Source organism: Paraburkholderia unamae (assembly GCF_003268775.1).
Lineage (GTDB): Bacteria > Pseudomonadota > Gammaproteobacteria > Burkholderiales > Burkholderiaceae > Paraburkholderia > Paraburkholderia unamae.
In genome coordinates, this window is the sequence record NZ_QLSU01000028.1 from 14,193 (window position 1) to 28,656 (window position 14,464).

Below are 14,464 nucleotides of genomic sequence, written 5' to 3' on the forward strand. Positions count from 1 at the left end.
AGGTTGAACCGCTTCTCGAAGGTGAGGTTTGTTGTGTTGACAGCTCACCTACGGGTGATAAAGTGCATGACTTCAACCGCGCAGACCACGCAATGGCATCGGACAATCCGCAAGAGGGCAGAACGAAAACAACGCCAAGGCAGATGGCCCTGGCGTTGTTCGAGGACATGTTCGACCTCGGTTTGCCGGTGAACGAGTCCAGCCGCGAGATCGGGTATCAGCGCAACAACTTCTTCACCGAAATCGTGAACATGGGGTTGCCGGCGCGTCGTTTTCTCGACGCGGCGTACTTCATCGTCGCCCAGGAGTTGCAGCCTCAGGACCAGTACGATGTCGAGCTGAACTATTTCAAGTGGCTGATGCGCTATGACAGCCGCAATCTCAAGCATCTGCGCACGATTGCGGACGAAGCGCAAAACGCCAAGATCCGCGTGACGAACACGCCCTCTGACCGCGATCCCAACGAAAACGACCTGTGGGTCCAGGTGCAGCTCATCGGCCTCGTGGCGTTTCATCGCGGCCGTGTCCGGTTCGACGTGCACCCGACGCTGGTGCCGCATATCCGCGATCCGCGCACGTCGCACTGGCTGAGCCTGCGTATCTCGACCGCTTTCACGCGCAGCCTCGCGCGAGCCATCTACGACAAGGTGCTGCCCAGCGTCGCGGCCGGACGCACCGACTGGATTCCGCTTGAAGTGATGCGCACGTGGCCGGGGAAAATGGGCGCAAACGCGGCCATTTTCAAATACTTCAAGCGCGACTGGCTCGAGCCCGCCGTCAAGGAAATCAACGAGGTGTCCGACATCGAGCTCTCGTACGAAACGAGGACCGAGTCGACTTCGTCGAAGAAAATCGATCGCATCCGTTTCGTCCTCAAGCGCAAGGAAACCGCGGACGCCGTGATGGCGAGCCTCGCCGATGCGAGCCATGTCTACAAGGTGCTGAAGGACGAATTCAATCTTTCGTCGCGCCAGTTCAGCGAGATTTCCGAGAACCGCGATACCTGGACGGACGAACGCATTCAGCAGGCGATCGAATACACGCGCTTCCGGCTCCATCGCGGCCAGGTCAAAAAGAGTCCGTCCGGTTATCTGATGAAGGCGCTACGCGATAACTGGAAAATGTCGGAAGCCGAGCGCACGATGGTCGACGTCCAGGCGAAGCTGCTGGGCAGCGACGTTCAAGCCGGCGCCGAACCGGCCGAGGTTCCCGCCTCGGTCGCGCAGAGCATTGCGTCGAAAGAAGAAGAGTCGCGCTCGCGCATGAACGAGGAAGCGACGCTCGGCCGCGAGCATTACCTCGCGGCCGACGAGCGCAGCAAGCGCGATTTCATCCGGGGCTGGGTGACATCGCGCGAGGGCAAGTTGATGCTGCGCCGCATGAAACTCGAGCCCGCCGACGTCACCGAAAGCGACATCCTCGCAAACACGGAGCTCGGCTGGTACCTCGGGCAGTTCGTTTTTGGACGCATGAGCGCATCGCGGGCGAGCAAATAAAAACGCTTTAATGCCGCACGTCACCTGTTTGAGCTCTCTGGAAAATCGTCAGGGATGCGAATTGATCAGTTGGTCGATTAATTTCCCGTTACATTCCAGTCACTGATCGAGTGCGCATTCGATTTGCATACGCGCATCGCTAAAGCCATAATCACGATCGCGACGATGGCGTCAATTCTGACGGGCAGACCGAATTTCGATATGCCATAGCAGTTCCGGGATCGCATGGACGGCAAACCCCACAGCGAGGACTTGAAATGGTAACTTTGGACGCGATCAGCCTGAAAATTGCAAAACTCCAGAAACAGGCGGCAGCAATCGCCGAGAAACAAACGTCGGTGGGGCTGACCAGAATCCGTGAATTGATGCACAAGCACGGACTGAGCATCGCTGACATTGAGAGCTTTATCGGCAAGAAGCGCGGCAGAAAGCCGGCGGCTACGGGCGCGAAAGCGGCAGCCAAAACGCCGCGTGCGAGCGCGCAGCCGGTCGCGCCGAAATACGCAGACCCGAAAACGGGCGCGACGTGGACGGGCCGTGGGCGCGCGCCGGCGTGGATTCGCGACGTCAAGGATCGTTCGAAATTCCTGATCGAAGCCGGTGCGAAGACGAAGGATGCCGGTGCCAAAGCGGCACCCGCGAAGAAGGCAACCGCCAAACGTGTCGTAGCCAAAAAGGCGGTCAAGGCAACGCCCGCCGCGAAGAAGGCGACTGGCCGACGCGCGGCCGCTCCGGCAGAAGGCGCACGCGCGCGCAAAGCCGCAGCGCCTGTGAAAAAGGCTTCGGCACCGCGTAAGACGGCCGCCAAAGCAGCGGCTAAAACGGCTCCGGCACCCGTCGAGGTCACGGCTGCGCCGGAAGTCGCAGCAGCGTAACGGGCCAAAAGCGTGCCACACCGTCGTAGCGGCAGGCGTATGTCTGCCCGCTACGGCTGCCACGCCGCCTCGCGCGGCTAATGGCAATACAAGTCGTTTTCCGCGTTGAACATGTCGAATGCGAGGCTAACCGCCTGGTCCTTGCGCACCGTGGCGAGCCAGCGGACGCGCCGCCAGTCGGCAATCGTCTCGCCGACAAACGCGGCACTCGCCACTTCGCCCGCGCGGGTCGCGATGAAGGCGGGCGCCGGCGCGACCGTGCCGGGCAGCGGGCGGTAATAAGACCAGTCAGGCTGCTTGAGCAGGCCTTCAATCACCAGTTCGTCTGCGACAAGCGCCGCGCAATCGCCTGCCTGAAACGCAAGGAGCGCATCGAGCGGCCTGTCGAAGCCCTGAACGCTCGCATGGAACTCACGCGCCGCGCGCGCGGCGTACGGGTCGTCTCGCGCGGCGCAAAGCGCGCGGCCACCCAGGTCACGCCATTGCCGCACCTCGCCATGATTGAGGACGAGCGCCATGCCGCGTCCGCTCGTGTACGAAGCCGGTGCGAACGCAACCCTTGCATCGGGCGAGAAGCCCAGGCCGGCGATTGCGGCGTCCACCTGGCCCGACTGCACGGCGGCGCGCGCGGCGGCCGGTTCGGCAAGCACGAACTGCACGGGCAACCCCACGCGGCGCGCGAGGTCCGTGGCAAGGGCGGCAGCGAAGGGATCGGGTGCGCGAGCGGTGCGGTCGACCTTGCCGATATACAGGGTAGGCGCCGGGCGCGGGGGTACCGCGACAATCATCGCGCCGCGCGCAATGGCGGCGGCGAACGGGCGGTCATCGTCGGGATGGTTGGGGAGAACGTCGCCCATCAGAGCCCATGCGAGCACGGCAAGCAGCACCAGTGCACCGGCCAGCGCCGCGGCGGGCCCGCGCACGCGATGTGCGCGACGTGCGCCGGGCGTCGCCGCAAGCGGGGCGAGCCTAGCCATTCTGCGCGAGACCGACGCGCCAGCGCAGCAGTCGCCGTTCGAGTATCGACAGGCTCTGATTGATCAGCAGTCCGAATAGTGCGAGCAAGACGATGCCCGCATACATATCGGGAATCTGAAACGTTTCCTGAGAATTGAGCGTATAGAACCCCAGCCCCGAGCGCGCCCCGATCATCTCCGCCGCGACGAGCGCGGTGATGCTGTATGCACCGGCCAGGCGCACGCCGGTCAGGATCTGCGGCAACGCCGAAGGCAACACGACCTTGGTCGCGATGAAGCGTTGCGAAGCGCCCATCGAGCGCGCGCAATCGATCAGCAGGCGCTCGACCTGTTTCACCCCCGCAATCGTGTTGAGCAGCACAGGCCAGAAGGCGGCCCAAATGACGATGGCAATTTTCGACGACTCGCCGATGCCGAGAAACAGGATGAAGACGGGAAAGAGCGCGAAGGCCGAGACCTGCCGCAGCAACTGGAATACGGGATCGACGATGCGCTCGACACGGCGAAACCAGCCGAGCAGGAAACCGCAGACGATGCCGCCCGCAACCGCGAGGAGCAGCCCGCTCAAGGAGCGCAACGCGCTCGCGCCGATATGCGTCCACACTTCGCCGCTTGCGAACAGGCGTGCGATGGCGACGGCGACCTGCGAAGGCGGGCTCAGATAAGCGGCGTTGACGATGCCGAGCCGCGGCAGCAACTCCCACAGCAGCAGGAAGGCGACGAGCGCGATGGAGCGTTCCACGCCCACGGAAAGGCGCGCGACATGCGTGCCAAATCGTACGCGGCGTACGCCGCGCCCGCCGCGCACATCGGCGGAAAGCAATACGGACGATTCGCGCACGCCGCTTGAATCAGACATGTTGGACTCCGGTTTGAGCGTCGACCTCCGCCCTGGCGGCGGGCGGTGCGTCGAGCTCCGTGCTCAGGCTCGCCCATGCGCGCTGCCGCAGCGCGACGAACGCCGCCGAGTGGCGCAGCGCGTCGTCGCGCGGACGCGGCAGATCGATGTCGATGATTTCCTTCACGCGCCCGGGGCCGCGCCCGAGAATGGCCACTCGATCCGAGAGAAAGACTGCTTCGTCGATGCTGTGAGTGACGAACACGACCGTCGTGGCGCTGCGCTCCCAGATGCCGAGCAGTTCCTGCTGAAGCAGTTCGCGCGTCTGCGCGTCGAGTGCGCCGAACGGCTCGTCCATCAGCAGGATCTCGGGACCGTAGGCGAGGGCGCGCGCGATTGCCACGCGCTGGCGCATGCCGCCGGAAAGCTGATGCGGATAGTGATCGGCGAAATCGAGCAGGCCCACGAGGCGCAAAAAGCGCTCGGCCTCGTCGCGCCGCTCGGCGCGCTTCATGCCGCGAATCTCGAGCCCCGCTTCCACGTTCTTGCGCACGGTGCGCCACGGAAAGAGCGCATAGCCCTGAAAGACGAAACCGAGCTTCTGCCGCACGGCGCTCACGGGGTCGCCGTCCACGCGAATCTCGCCCGAGGTTGGCGGCGTGAGCCCGGCAAGCACGTTGAGGAACGTCGATTTACCGCAACCGCTCGGACCGAGCAGCGAGAGAAATTCGCCTTCGCGCACGCTGAGATCGAAGCGCTTGAGCACCGTATGCGGCGCGTGCGTCTTCGCGTTCGTGTAGGTCAGCGAAAGGTCGCGCGCGACGATCTTCTCGCGTGCCGAAATGACCGTGCTCACGAGCGGGTTCCGGTTCCGGTCGCGGGCGTCGTCGCGCTGGCTTGCGCCTCGTGCTTCACGAACGGATTGAAGTCGTTCGTGTAGACGTCCTTCACGTTGACCTTGCCCTTCGGAATCTTGCCCGCCTGTTCGAGAATGTCGATGTAGTACTGGATCGGCGGCTCCGTCACCACGAGATCCTTCACGTACGCATAGCGTTCGACGAGCCGTTCGTCGATGCCGAGGCGTTCCGCCGTGAGCTTGCGTGCTTCGTCGGGATGCGCGTTGACCCAGTTGCCCGCCTTCGCGATCGCAGCGACGAAGTCGCGCACCGCCTGGGGATGAGCGCGCGCGAAGGCGCCATTGACGCTATAGGGCGCCATGCCGCCGAGACCGTGATCCTCGTCCCAGTCGCTCCAGAGCTTGCGCAGTTGCGGATCGGCTTCGGCCGCGCCGGAAAAGGGCGGGTGAATGATCGCGACGTCGACGTTCTTCGTGACGAGCGCCTGTTCCGATTGATTGTCGGGCACGACGAGCCAGTTCACCTTCGAGACATTCACGCCATGCTGCGCGAGATATTTCTTCGTGACGAACTCCGCGCACGCGCCGAAGCTGTTGAACGCGACCGTCTTGCCCTCGAAATCCTTCGGCCCGAGAATGCCCGAATCCTTGCGCACGAAATACTTCATGTGGGGTGCGTCGGGCAGCGTCTCGCCACCGGCGGAAATGACCTTGATATCCGCGCCGCTGGCGATGGCGGAGATGACCAGCGGCACCATGCGCGTGCCGAAATCGATATCGCCGGTGCCGACGAGCGGAATGATCTGCGGCGCGGAAATCTTGCCGACATATTTGGGCCGCGTGCTCGTGTTGTCGAAATAGCCCAGCTTGTCGGCCAGATAGACGAGATCGAACGCCGGATTGTCGGGATACTTGAAATACGTGATTTCCTGCTGCGCCGGGGCCTGCTTTGACGACGCGCTCGCGTCTTGTGCCGGTGCCTCGTGAGGCTTGCAGCCGCTTTGCAGAAGAATGGCCGCGACCGCGCACGCCGCAATCACGGTGGTTCCGGCCGCGCGCACGCGGAATGGGGAGGAGAACGCCTTCATCGGATGAGGCCCGGCAATGAACAGGGGAGAGGAGATCGACGGATGTCGAATCCATGCCCGATGATTGTCGACCTGCAATGAATTCGGGCAAACCAACAAATCATGATTTGCTTAGTTCGGGAATGGGCAGTTCGCGGGGCGCAAAGCGCCTTGGCGAGCGGTCGAACGCAAAGTGGTCCGTAAGCCGCATGCAACAGTCGTCGCGCCTGAATCGCCCGTTTCGCCTTCCGGTCGAGCCGTACAACTTCATCAACTTTGACGATGCTGCTCCCCAAGCGACGCGCAAGAATACGCGTTGTGCGCGCACGCGCTTTATGAACGGGGGAAATCATGCGAGCAGCAAAAACATCCATCGCGGTCGCAATGAGCGCGGCGCTGGCCGCGTGCGGCGGCGGTGGCGGCAGCGACAAAAGCAGCAGCGGGACGAATACAACCTTGCCTTATTCGGTGGCCTATACCGATTACAACGCGAGTGCCGGACCCACGGGCGCCCCGTGGAGCGGCGCCTCGTTCGTCGATAACCTGCCGACGAAAACCAACGCGCAGACCATTACGCAAAGCGGCTGGACGGGGCAGATTACCTACGGCAAATCCGGTAGTTCGACGGTCATTCAGGTCAACAACACGGCGATTGCCAATATCGGCCCGATCAGTGTTTCCGGATCGGCGTCGACCCGAATTTTCGACCCCTATGGTGTCAACGGCGCCATTCAAGGCACGACGGTCGAACCCAATCTCGACGGGGCGTATGAAATTTGCGGTGCGGCACCGTCGGGCAGCATCAGTGACAATGGCTTTGCCGCGACCGATATTCTGATTACCGCCAGTGCAACGCAGGTCACCAGCTTGAGCGAGCTGGCCGGCCGCAGTTTCACGTTCAACCAGTATTGCGATCCGGTGAACCAGGCGAATCCGCAAACGTTGTCATTTGACGCCAATGGCAACGCGAACTTCGAACTCTACACAGGGTCCACGAATTCCGGGCCATTAACGGCCGTCCAGGTGCCGGCCGCCTCTATTCAGGCTGCCATCAACGGAACGCCTTACGTCGACACGCAGCAGGGCAAAACGATCTGGACCGCGTACCGTTTCATGACAGCCACCAACACGCTGAAATACGTGATTGTCGAGCGCGGTTCCGCCGACGGCAACTATATCGGCATGTGGTACTGAAGTCTGGATCGGTGCGGGCGCAACGGTATTTCCGCGATTCACGGGAATCGCGGATTGACGCGCTAACGCGGCAAATTCGCAATTCCAGGCGATGCTACATGAGCGATATGTCAGCCATCGGACGCTATGCAGAGCGCATACCATTTAACGTTCGTTGGTGTGGAATCGTTCGTAATGCGCGAATGAAATTGATAGTATGTTGGCCGCATTTGATGACCATGAAAATGCGCAAACGATAAAAATCAATCTGACCAGACAGGACCATAATGAAATACGCTTCTAAAAGCGTCGGGGTGCTTTCTCTCATCACGCTTGCCGCGTGCTCGAACATGCAACTGGGTGGCGGTAACAGCAGCCCCGACAGCACCGCCGTTGCGGGCACGCACGCTCCCACGGCCGATGCGATGCATCGTTGCGCCGCGCCGCTCGGCACCATCGCCGTCGAGGAAGACACGGCAGCGCCCTGGTACAACATCCTCACGGGCCAGTACCAGCTCGGCAGTACGGTGCCGGTGCTGAAAATGCTCGTCCAGCAGTCGAACTGCTTCGTCGTGGTGGACCGGGGCCGCGCGCTGAATCAGGCCATGACCGAGCGCGCGCTGAGCAATTCGGGCGAAGCCCGCAAGAGCAATCGCATCAAGAAGGGGCAAGTCGTGCTGGCCGACTACACCATGACGCCGACCATCACGTTCTCGAACCAGAACGCGGGCAGCATTGGCGGCCTGCTGGCGTTGGTGCCCGTGGTCGGCGGCGTCGCCGCGCAGGTGGCGGGCAACGTCAACACGAAATCGGCTTCCACGGTGCTCACGCTCGTCGACAACCGCTCGTCCGTTCAGCTTGCGGCGGCGACGGGTTCCGCGCGCGACATGGATATCGGTGCGATCGGCAGCCTGATGAGCACCCACACCACGGGCGCAATCGGTGGCTACGCCGACACGCCGGAGGGTAAGGTGATCGTCGCGGCGTTTACCGATTCGCTGAACAACCTCGTGGATTCCGTGCGTGAATACAAGGCCCAGCAGGTGAAGGGCGGCCTTGGCAACGGCGGTCAGTTGAAGGTGGCCAACTAAGCGCACTTTCGAAAGCGCCCGGAAAACCCTCGCGTTACCGGGCGCGATAACGTTTGGCTGTCGCTGCGCCAATGCGCGCCGCCATTGCGCGAGTTGCCCCGATATAGGGCCACGCGCCCGGTTCAATCGTTTTCTCCCATTCGCCCGTATTCGCCCGATATACGGGCCGCCGATATTGCCATAACGTCATTACCGATTGGCAATCACTTGATTTTTCGCAATCACGTTACAATCCCAGCGCCACACCATGCCTCTCCCCCAAGCTTGTTCCACTTCACCGAAACAGGCGTAGCGCTTCGGCGAAGTTCGCGGAAAGGACCGGTGCACCATAAAAACGAAATGTCGAAAAAACGGGTGTCACGCGTATGAATAGTGGATTGGATTTGCGTCGGGAAGTGCGCACGCCAATGTTGTTCGCCCCGCTGTTGTTGAACAAGGACGGCAGGGCGCTCGCGCAGGTCGCGGACCTGAGCTCGCACGGCGCGCTCCTGCATGTGAGGAACGGCTTGCTGTCTCGTGGCGAAACGGTCTCGGGATGGTTGCAGTCGCCGCCGATCGACGACGAAGACGAAATCGTCCTCGCCGTTGCGCTCGATGTTCGCTGGGTCGCGGAGGATCGCGAAAGAGGATGGAGCCGCGTGGGGTGCGAATTGCATCCGATGGATCCGCGCTCGAAGGCACGGCTCCAGTCCCTCATCGCGAAGGCGGCGCCCTAGCCGTGCGCTGAGCGCGCGATGGACCGCAGCGCCGCGAATGCTAGCTGGCGCGAGGCGGATAAAAGACGTCGAGCGTCGGAAACGCTGCCTCGCCGCGCAAACAGTCCGCCAGATAGATGGCCAAACCCGGATCGCCGGTCCATAGCGAGTAGCGCAGCCGCCCGTACTCTGCGGCATGCGCTTCGCACTGGCGCATGCTGTGCATCGCAAACGCGCGGGCCCGCTCCAGCCAGATCGGGTCGCGGGTGCGCCCGTACAGCGCGAGGAACGCGTAGCCATTGCCCGCCGTGCCATGGCAGAGCGACGCGCCTTTGACGAGCGGACCGGCTTCCCAGATGGCCGCGCCCGCCGCGATCAGGAGATCGTCGAGCGTCGCGTCCGGAAATCGGGCAAGACAGGTGACGAAGCCCGGCGCGCCATGACAGAACTGCATCAGCAGGCCGTCGTTCGAAGCGGGCTTCGAGTGGAGCTGGGCGCGCCAATTGACTTTGCCGTCTTCCCAGGTCGCCGTTTTGCGCACGGTGTTTGCGATCGCCTCCTGCCAGCGCGACCAGTGCGCCGCGTCGAGCAGGTGCCGCCCGCGAATCAACGGCGAAGCGGTCGCGACGAAGCCGTGCACGCCGTCGAGATACGTGGAGCGTTGGCCATACAGATCCTGGGTCCAGAAGTGACACGCGTGCTCGTCGGACCACTGCAACTGGCTCCACAAATGCGCCGCCGTCTCGCGAAACAACGCTGCCCAGCGCTCGTTTTGCGTTTGCTCGAACAGGAAACAGGCGGCCAGCAAGGTGCCAGGCGCGCCCCACATCAGCTCGCGCGCGGGATGATCGATATTGCCGGCGATCAGCCCGGCGAGCCGCGCTTCGAGTGCCGGCGTGGGCGCTTGCGCATGGTGCAGCATGAGCATGGGCAACTCGCCGATGAGGTACGACGCATCGGCATGGATGCCCACCCTGGCGAGCCACGCTTGGTTGTGAACGCGGATCGGCTCGATGTGGTCGAGCCAGGCGGTTTGCGTGGCCGGTGCCTGGATGGCGCCGAGGGCATCGAGGTAGTGAAGCGCCCAGACCACACCCGCTGCGCCGAAATAAAGCGGCGTGAGCGCAGGCGCGACGCCGCCGTCGCTTTCGAGGTCGAGCGGATGCGAGGGCCATAGCCACTCGGGTGTGAACGCGGCGCGCGTGTCGTCGACGATGCGCGCGATCGTTGCCTGGGCGCGTGCTGCGTCCCAGGCGGCGGGGTCAAGGGGTTCGTGGCGCGCGGGGTCGAAGAGCATGGTCGATTGTCGTTAAAAGTTAGGGTAACGAATCGATTTGCGATTCGCTCGCGTATTACCGGCCGTTCAGTGTTGATCGCCCGCGCGGACCGCGTCGACGACGGATAGCACGGCATCGATCACGGTGTCCGGCCGCTCGAATGCGAACACGACCGTGGGTGAGCCCGCGCCCCGGCAATCAAGTTGAATGCCGCGCCCGCCGATATCGACCACTTCTTCCGGCGCTGGAAAGGCCTTTTGAGCCTGATGCCGGTCATAGGCCTCGTAGCCATTACCGGATGCCGTCGCGAGAATCACGAGTCCAGCGATTACCGATGCACAGCGAATCAACCAGCGCTTCACGACGTTCACCGAAGTTACAGCGAGGGGCAATTATGCACGCGCATCGCATCGCGCGCCCCGGCGAACGGCGAGCCTCATTGTGCTATGGTTGACGAGCCGTTTTCCGCAGGTTCACGTGCGTGGCGCGAGTGCCGCGCAAGGAGACCGAAGATGGTTAGCCTAAGCATTGAAGGGCGCGAGCTGGAGGCGCCGGCCCACTGCTCGATCCTGCAAGCCTTCGTGCATGCCGGGCAGACGCTGGTGGAAGGCGTGGGGTGCATGGGGCAGGGCGTGTGCGGTTCCTGCCGCGTCATGGTCCGGCGCAGCGGCGAGCAGGACGTGAAAACCGTGCTCGCGTGCGAGACGCTGGTGGAAGACGGCATGCAGGTCGCCTTCCTCGACTACCTGACCACGGCCGCGCGGCACGTGTATCGCATGGAGGACCTCGGCGATAGCTGGCAGGCGCTGCGCACCATGGCCGAAATCTTTCCCGAGGCGTCCCACTGCCGCCACTGTAGCGGTTGCGACCGCGCCTGCCCGAAGGGCCTGGAGGTCCAGCGCGGCGTGAACCTCGCCGTGGAGGGCCGCCTCGACGCGGCGAGCCAGGTATTCGACGAATGCGTGATGTGCAATCTCTGCACGCTCGCTTGCCCCGAACACATCCGGCCCAATCACCTGGGCCTCTTCGTCAGACGGATGATCGCGGCCCACTCGCAGCGCCCGGCCAATCTCATCCGGCGGCTGCAACAGATCGAAAGCGGCGAGATGACCATCGATTTCGATGCACCGGCCGCGCGGCCGCCACGCTAAGCGGAGCGCGAGATCATGGCGAACGCGATTCCCTACGACAACGCGCGGCAGCATTACCGTCCCGGCGGCGCACCCGCGTTGCGCGCCGACACCCAATCCGTCGATGCACTCCTGAAGGGCTATCACCCCGACCACGGCCCCAACGCGCGCGTGCCGCTGGCCGTGGGCGCGAATCGCGGCGAGCCGTGCCAGCCCGATCTCGCGCGCCAGTTGCAGGCCAACGCGCTGATCGACGACGTGGACCTGGCGGGCGCGCAACTGGTCGCGACCGACGTGCTCGTGATCGGCGGCGGCGGCGCCGGGTGCGCCGCGGCGCTCACCGCGGCGAAGCAGGGCGCGCAGGTCATGCTCGCGAACAAGCTGCGCCTTGGCGACAGCAACACGGTGATGGCCGAAGGCGGCATCCAGGCGGCCGTGGGCGAGGACGACAGTCCGCAGCTGCACTTCGAGGACACATTGCGCGCCGGCCATTTCCGCAGCGACCCGGAGCTCGTCGCGCAAATGGTGATGGACGGCCCCGATGTGATCCGCTGGCTGATCCGGCTCGGCATGATGTTCGATCTGGAGGGCGACCGGCCGATCGGCGGCGACCTCGCGCGCAAGAGGGCCGGCGGCGCGTCGGCGGCGCGCATTCTTTCCTATCGGGACTACACCGGGCTGGAGATGATGCGCGTGCTGCGCGAGGCCGTCGATCTCGATCCCGGCATCGACGTATGGAACCGCTGCCCCGTGGTCGAGCTATTGACGGACGAGCACGGCGGCTGCGCGGGCGCCGTGCTCTACAACCTCGAATGGCGCGCCTTCGTGCTGGTGCGCGCGCGTGCCGTGGTTCTTGCCACGGGTGGCGCGGGGCGCCTGCATCTCAACGCCTTTCCCACCTCCAACCATTACGGCGCGACCGCCGACGGTCTGGTGCTGGCCTATCGCAGCGGCGCGCGGCTGCGCGAGCTCGACTCGTTCCAGTACCACCCGACCGGCGTTGCCTGGCCGCACCATCTGGCGGGCGGATTGATCTCCGAAGCCGCGCGTTCCGCGGGCGCCCGATTGCTCAACGGCGAAGGCGAGCGCTTCGTCGACGAACTCGCGCCTCGCGACGTGGTGGCGTCGGCCATCCTGCGCGAATGCGCGCAAGGGCGCGCCATCATGCGCGACGGGCGGATCGGCGTCTTCCTCGACACCCCGACGCTCGAAATGGAAAACCCCGGCATCCTGGCGCAACGGCTGGTGACGCTGCGCCATCTCGCGCGCAAGTGCGGTATCGATCCGGCGCGCGAGGCGTTTCTCGTGTATCCCACGCTGCACTACCAGAACGGCGGCGTCGCGATCGGCAAGGACGGGGCGACCAACGTGCCCGGCCTGTACTGCGCGGGCGAGGTGACGGGCGGCATACACGGGCGCAACCGGCTGATGGGCAACGCCTTGCTCGACATCCTGAGCATGGGGCGGCGGGTGGGCGCGAGCGCGGCGCAAGCGAAGGCGCGCGTCATGGCGAGCCGCGCGGGCATCGGTCACGTTCACGCGTGGCAGCGTGAACTCACGCTCGCGGGATTGCCCTTGAGCGTGAAGGCGCCCCGGCTTTTCCCCGACTACGCGCACTTCGACCTGCGGGCCGACGCCGGCCTGCATGCCGACAAGCACGCCGACAAGCACGCGCACGGAGTGGGAAGCCCCCGCTGATGCAATCCACGGAGCGCCCAATGGACGAGCTCAACCAGAATCTCATGCGCGACGAAATCCGCGTCGGCGCGAACCTCGACGCCTGGCTCGCGCACGGTGGCGGCGAGGGACTGGCGAAGGCGCTGCAAGACCCGGCGGCGATCATCGCTGAAATCGCCCAGGCGGACTTGCGCGGCATGGGCGGCGCGGGATTCCCCACGCACAAGAAATGGACGCCTGTGGCCGCCGCGCCCGAAGGCGACAAGTACGTCATCTGCAACGGCAACGAGGACGAGCCCGGCACCTTCAAGGACCGCTTCCTGCTGGAGCATACGCCGCACCAGGTGATTGAAGGCGCGCTCATCGCGGCGCTCGCGACGCGCGCCAACCACGTCATTCTTTACGTGAACCCGCATCAGCAGCACTCGCTCGCGGCGACTCGCGAGGCGGCGCGGCAGTGGCGGGCGCATCGGCTTTTCACGGCGATCGAGCAGACTATCGGCAGGACGGTCGAACTGCGCGTGCTTGCCAGTTCGGGGCTGTATATCGGCGGAGAGGAAACGGCGGTCATCGCGAGCGTGGAGGGCGGCTTTCCGTTTCCGCGCCGCAAACCTCCGTTCCCCGCGCAGCAGGGCGTGCATGGCGCGCCGACCATCGTGAACAACACCGAGACGCTCGCTCACGTACCGGGCATCCTGCGACATGGCGCGCAGTGGTATCGGGACCTGGGCGTGGGCGACGCGGCGGGCACCAAACTCTATTCGCTCTCGGGCGACGTCTTGCGTCCTGGCCTGTACGAACTGCCGATGGGCACGAGCCTCGCGACGCTCGTCTTCCAGTACGGCGGCGCCATGCTACAGGACAAGAAATTCAAGGCGGTTTTCACGGGCGGCCCTTCCAACACCTTGTTGACCCAACGCGAGCTCGATGTCGCGCTGGACTTCGACTCGGTCCGGCAACGCCACTCGCGGCTTGGAACCGGCGCGATGATCGTCGTTTCGGAGGGCACCAGCATTGTGCGCAAGGTCGCGGAGTACGTGAGCTTCTTCGCCCAAGGCTCGTGCGGGCAATGTCCGCCCTGCAAAGGCGGAACGTTTCAGCTAATGCGCCTGCTCAACCGGCTCGACACCGGGCGCGGCGTGCGCGCCGATCTCGACGCGCTGGAGAACCTGTGCCGCATTCTGCCCGGCAGCGGTCGCTGCGGTCTCATCGACGGCGCGGTGACGGTGGTCGAAAGCTCGCTCAACCGGTTTCGCGAGGAGTACGAAGCGTTGGTCGCGTAGACGCAAGCACCGGTTGCGCGGCGGCGCGT

At 64.2% G+C, this 14,464-nt stretch carries 14 protein-coding genes; 8 read left to right on the forward strand and 6 right to left on the reverse strand.

Annotated features, from left to right (window positions below; translation table 11 throughout):
* Positions 1–92: 92 nt before the first annotated feature.
* Both C7401_RS33460 and C7401_RS46005 read left to right on the forward strand, forming a co-directional pair.
* Positions 93–1,496, forward strand: a complete 1,404-nt coding sequence (locus C7401_RS33460; protein ID WP_112176042.1) for a replication initiation protein — start codon at positions 93–95, stop codon at positions 1,494–1,496.
* 257 nt (positions 1,497–1,753) lie between these two features.
* The gene (locus C7401_RS46005; RefSeq protein WP_112176044.1) at positions 1,754–2,371 is read left to right on the forward strand and encodes an H-NS histone family protein; all 618 of its coding nucleotides are present in this window, start codon (positions 1,754–1,756) and stop codon (positions 2,369–2,371) included.
* A 77-nt stretch (positions 2,372–2,448) separates the two neighbouring features.
* Here C7401_RS46005 and C7401_RS33470 read toward each other — a convergent pair whose 3' ends face one another.
* Genes C7401_RS33470 through C7401_RS33485 form a run of 4 tightly spaced genes read right to left on the reverse strand, consistent with a single transcriptional unit; the run spans position 2,449 to position 6,130 of the window.
* Positions 2,449–3,348 (reverse strand): type 2 periplasmic-binding domain-containing protein, encoded by a 900-nt coding sequence (locus C7401_RS33470; protein ID WP_258397332.1) that lies wholly within the window; start codon positions 3,346–3,348, stop codon positions 2,449–2,451.
* Positions 3,341–4,207: an ABC transporter permease gene (locus C7401_RS33475; protein WP_112176046.1), complete on the reverse strand. Its 867-nt coding sequence runs from the start codon at positions 4,205–4,207 to the stop codon at positions 3,341–3,343. The genes C7401_RS33470 and C7401_RS33475 overlap by 8 nt, the downstream gene beginning before the upstream one ends.
* Entirely contained in the window at positions 4,200–5,042 is an 843-nt protein-coding gene (locus C7401_RS33480) for an ABC transporter ATP-binding protein (protein WP_373864476.1), read from the reverse strand. The genes C7401_RS33475 and C7401_RS33480 overlap by 8 nt, the downstream gene beginning before the upstream one ends.
* Positions 5,039–6,130 (reverse strand): ABC transporter substrate-binding protein, encoded by a 1,092-nt coding sequence (locus C7401_RS33485; protein ID WP_112176048.1) that lies wholly within the window; start codon positions 6,128–6,130, stop codon positions 5,039–5,041. The genes C7401_RS33480 and C7401_RS33485 overlap by 4 nt, the downstream gene beginning before the upstream one ends.
* A 330-nt stretch (positions 6,131–6,460) precedes the next feature.
* On the opposite strand from C7401_RS33485, the gene C7401_RS33490 reads away from it, so the two are divergent.
* From C7401_RS33490 to C7401_RS33500, 3 genes are all read left to right on the forward strand, one after another.
* Complete coding sequence (locus C7401_RS33490; protein ID WP_133254530.1) at positions 6,461–7,303, forward strand: hypothetical protein; 843 nt, start codon at positions 6,461–6,463, stop codon at positions 7,301–7,303.
* A gap of 266 nt (positions 7,304–7,569) precedes the next feature.
* A complete protein-coding gene (locus tag C7401_RS33495; RefSeq protein WP_112176052.1) occupies positions 7,570–8,373 on the forward strand; it encodes a CsgG/HfaB family protein in 804 nt (267 codons plus the stop codon).
* Between the two features lie 365 nt (positions 8,374–8,738).
* Positions 8,739–9,089, forward strand: a complete 351-nt coding sequence (locus tag C7401_RS33500) for a PilZ domain-containing protein (RefSeq protein WP_112176054.1) — start codon at positions 8,739–8,741, stop codon at positions 9,087–9,089.
* A gap of 40 nt (positions 9,090–9,129) precedes the next feature.
* Here C7401_RS33500 and C7401_RS33505 read toward each other — a convergent pair whose 3' ends face one another.
* Positions 9,130–10,365, reverse strand: coding sequence for a lanthionine synthetase C family protein (locus tag C7401_RS33505; protein ID WP_112176055.1), 1,236 nt, complete (start codon positions 10,363–10,365; stop codon positions 9,130–9,132).
* Positions 10,366–10,431: 66 nt separating this feature from the next.
* On the reverse strand, positions 10,432–10,707 hold the full coding sequence (locus C7401_RS33510) for a hypothetical protein (RefSeq protein WP_133254531.1): 276 nt from the start codon (positions 10,705–10,707) through the stop codon (positions 10,432–10,434).
* A gap of 150 nt (positions 10,708–10,857) precedes the next feature.
* On the opposite strand from C7401_RS33510, the gene C7401_RS33515 reads away from it, so the two are divergent.
* Genes C7401_RS33515 through C7401_RS33525 form a run of 3 tightly spaced genes read left to right on the forward strand, consistent with a single transcriptional unit; the run spans position 10,858 to position 14,435 of the window.
* The gene (locus C7401_RS33515) at positions 10,858–11,496 is read left to right on the forward strand and encodes a 2Fe-2S iron-sulfur cluster-binding protein (RefSeq protein WP_112176059.1); all 639 of its coding nucleotides are present in this window, start codon (positions 10,858–10,860) and stop codon (positions 11,494–11,496) included.
* 15 nt (positions 11,497–11,511) lie between these two features.
* Positions 11,512–13,173 carry an FAD-binding protein gene (locus C7401_RS33520; RefSeq protein ID WP_112176061.1) on the forward strand — a complete coding sequence of 554 codons (1,662 nt, stop codon included), beginning with the start codon at positions 11,512–11,514 and terminating at the stop codon, positions 13,171–13,173.
* A gap of 20 nt (positions 13,174–13,193) precedes the next feature.
* Positions 13,194–14,435 carry a complex I 51 kDa subunit family protein gene (locus tag C7401_RS33525; RefSeq protein WP_112176063.1) on the forward strand — a complete coding sequence of 414 codons (1,242 nt, stop codon included), beginning with the start codon at positions 13,194–13,196 and terminating at the stop codon, positions 14,433–14,435.
* Positions 14,436–14,464: the final 29 nt, after the last annotated feature.

Bases quoted from the DNA above. Each gene is read 5' to 3' on its own strand.
- C7401_RS33460 (WP_112176042.1), top strand. From the start codon at position 93: ATGGCATCGGACAATCCGCAAGAGGGCAGAACGAAAACAACGCCAAGG.
- C7401_RS46005 (WP_112176044.1), top strand. From the start codon at position 1,754: ATGGTAACTTTGGACGCGATCAGCCTGAAAATTGCAAAACTCCAGAAA.
- C7401_RS33470 (WP_258397332.1), bottom strand. From the start codon at position 3,348: ATGGCTAGGCTCGCCCCGCTTGCGGCGACGCCCGGCGCACGTCGCGCA.
- C7401_RS33475 (WP_112176046.1), bottom strand. From the start codon at position 4,207: ATGTCTGATTCAAGCGGCGTGCGCGAATCGTCCGTATTGCTTTCCGCC.
- C7401_RS33485 (WP_112176048.1), bottom strand. From the start codon at position 6,130: ATGAAGGCGTTCTCCTCCCCATTCCGCGTGCGCGCGGCCGGAACCACC.
- C7401_RS33490 (WP_133254530.1), top strand. From the start codon at position 6,461: ATGCGAGCAGCAAAAACATCCATCGCGGTCGCAATGAGCGCGGCGCTG.
- C7401_RS33495 (WP_112176052.1), top strand. From the start codon at position 7,570: ATGAAATACGCTTCTAAAAGCGTCGGGGTGCTTTCTCTCATCACGCTT.
- C7401_RS33500 (WP_112176054.1), top strand. From the start codon at position 8,739: ATGAATAGTGGATTGGATTTGCGTCGGGAAGTGCGCACGCCAATGTTG.
- C7401_RS33505 (WP_112176055.1), bottom strand. From the start codon at position 10,365: ATGCTCTTCGACCCCGCGCGCCACGAACCCCTTGACCCCGCCGCCTGG.
- C7401_RS33515 (WP_112176059.1), top strand. From the start codon at position 10,858: ATGGTTAGCCTAAGCATTGAAGGGCGCGAGCTGGAGGCGCCGGCCCAC.
- C7401_RS33520 (WP_112176061.1), top strand. From the start codon at position 11,512: ATGGCGAACGCGATTCCCTACGACAACGCGCGGCAGCATTACCGTCCC.
- C7401_RS33525 (WP_112176063.1), top strand. From the start codon at position 13,194: ATGGACGAGCTCAACCAGAATCTCATGCGCGACGAAATCCGCGTCGGC.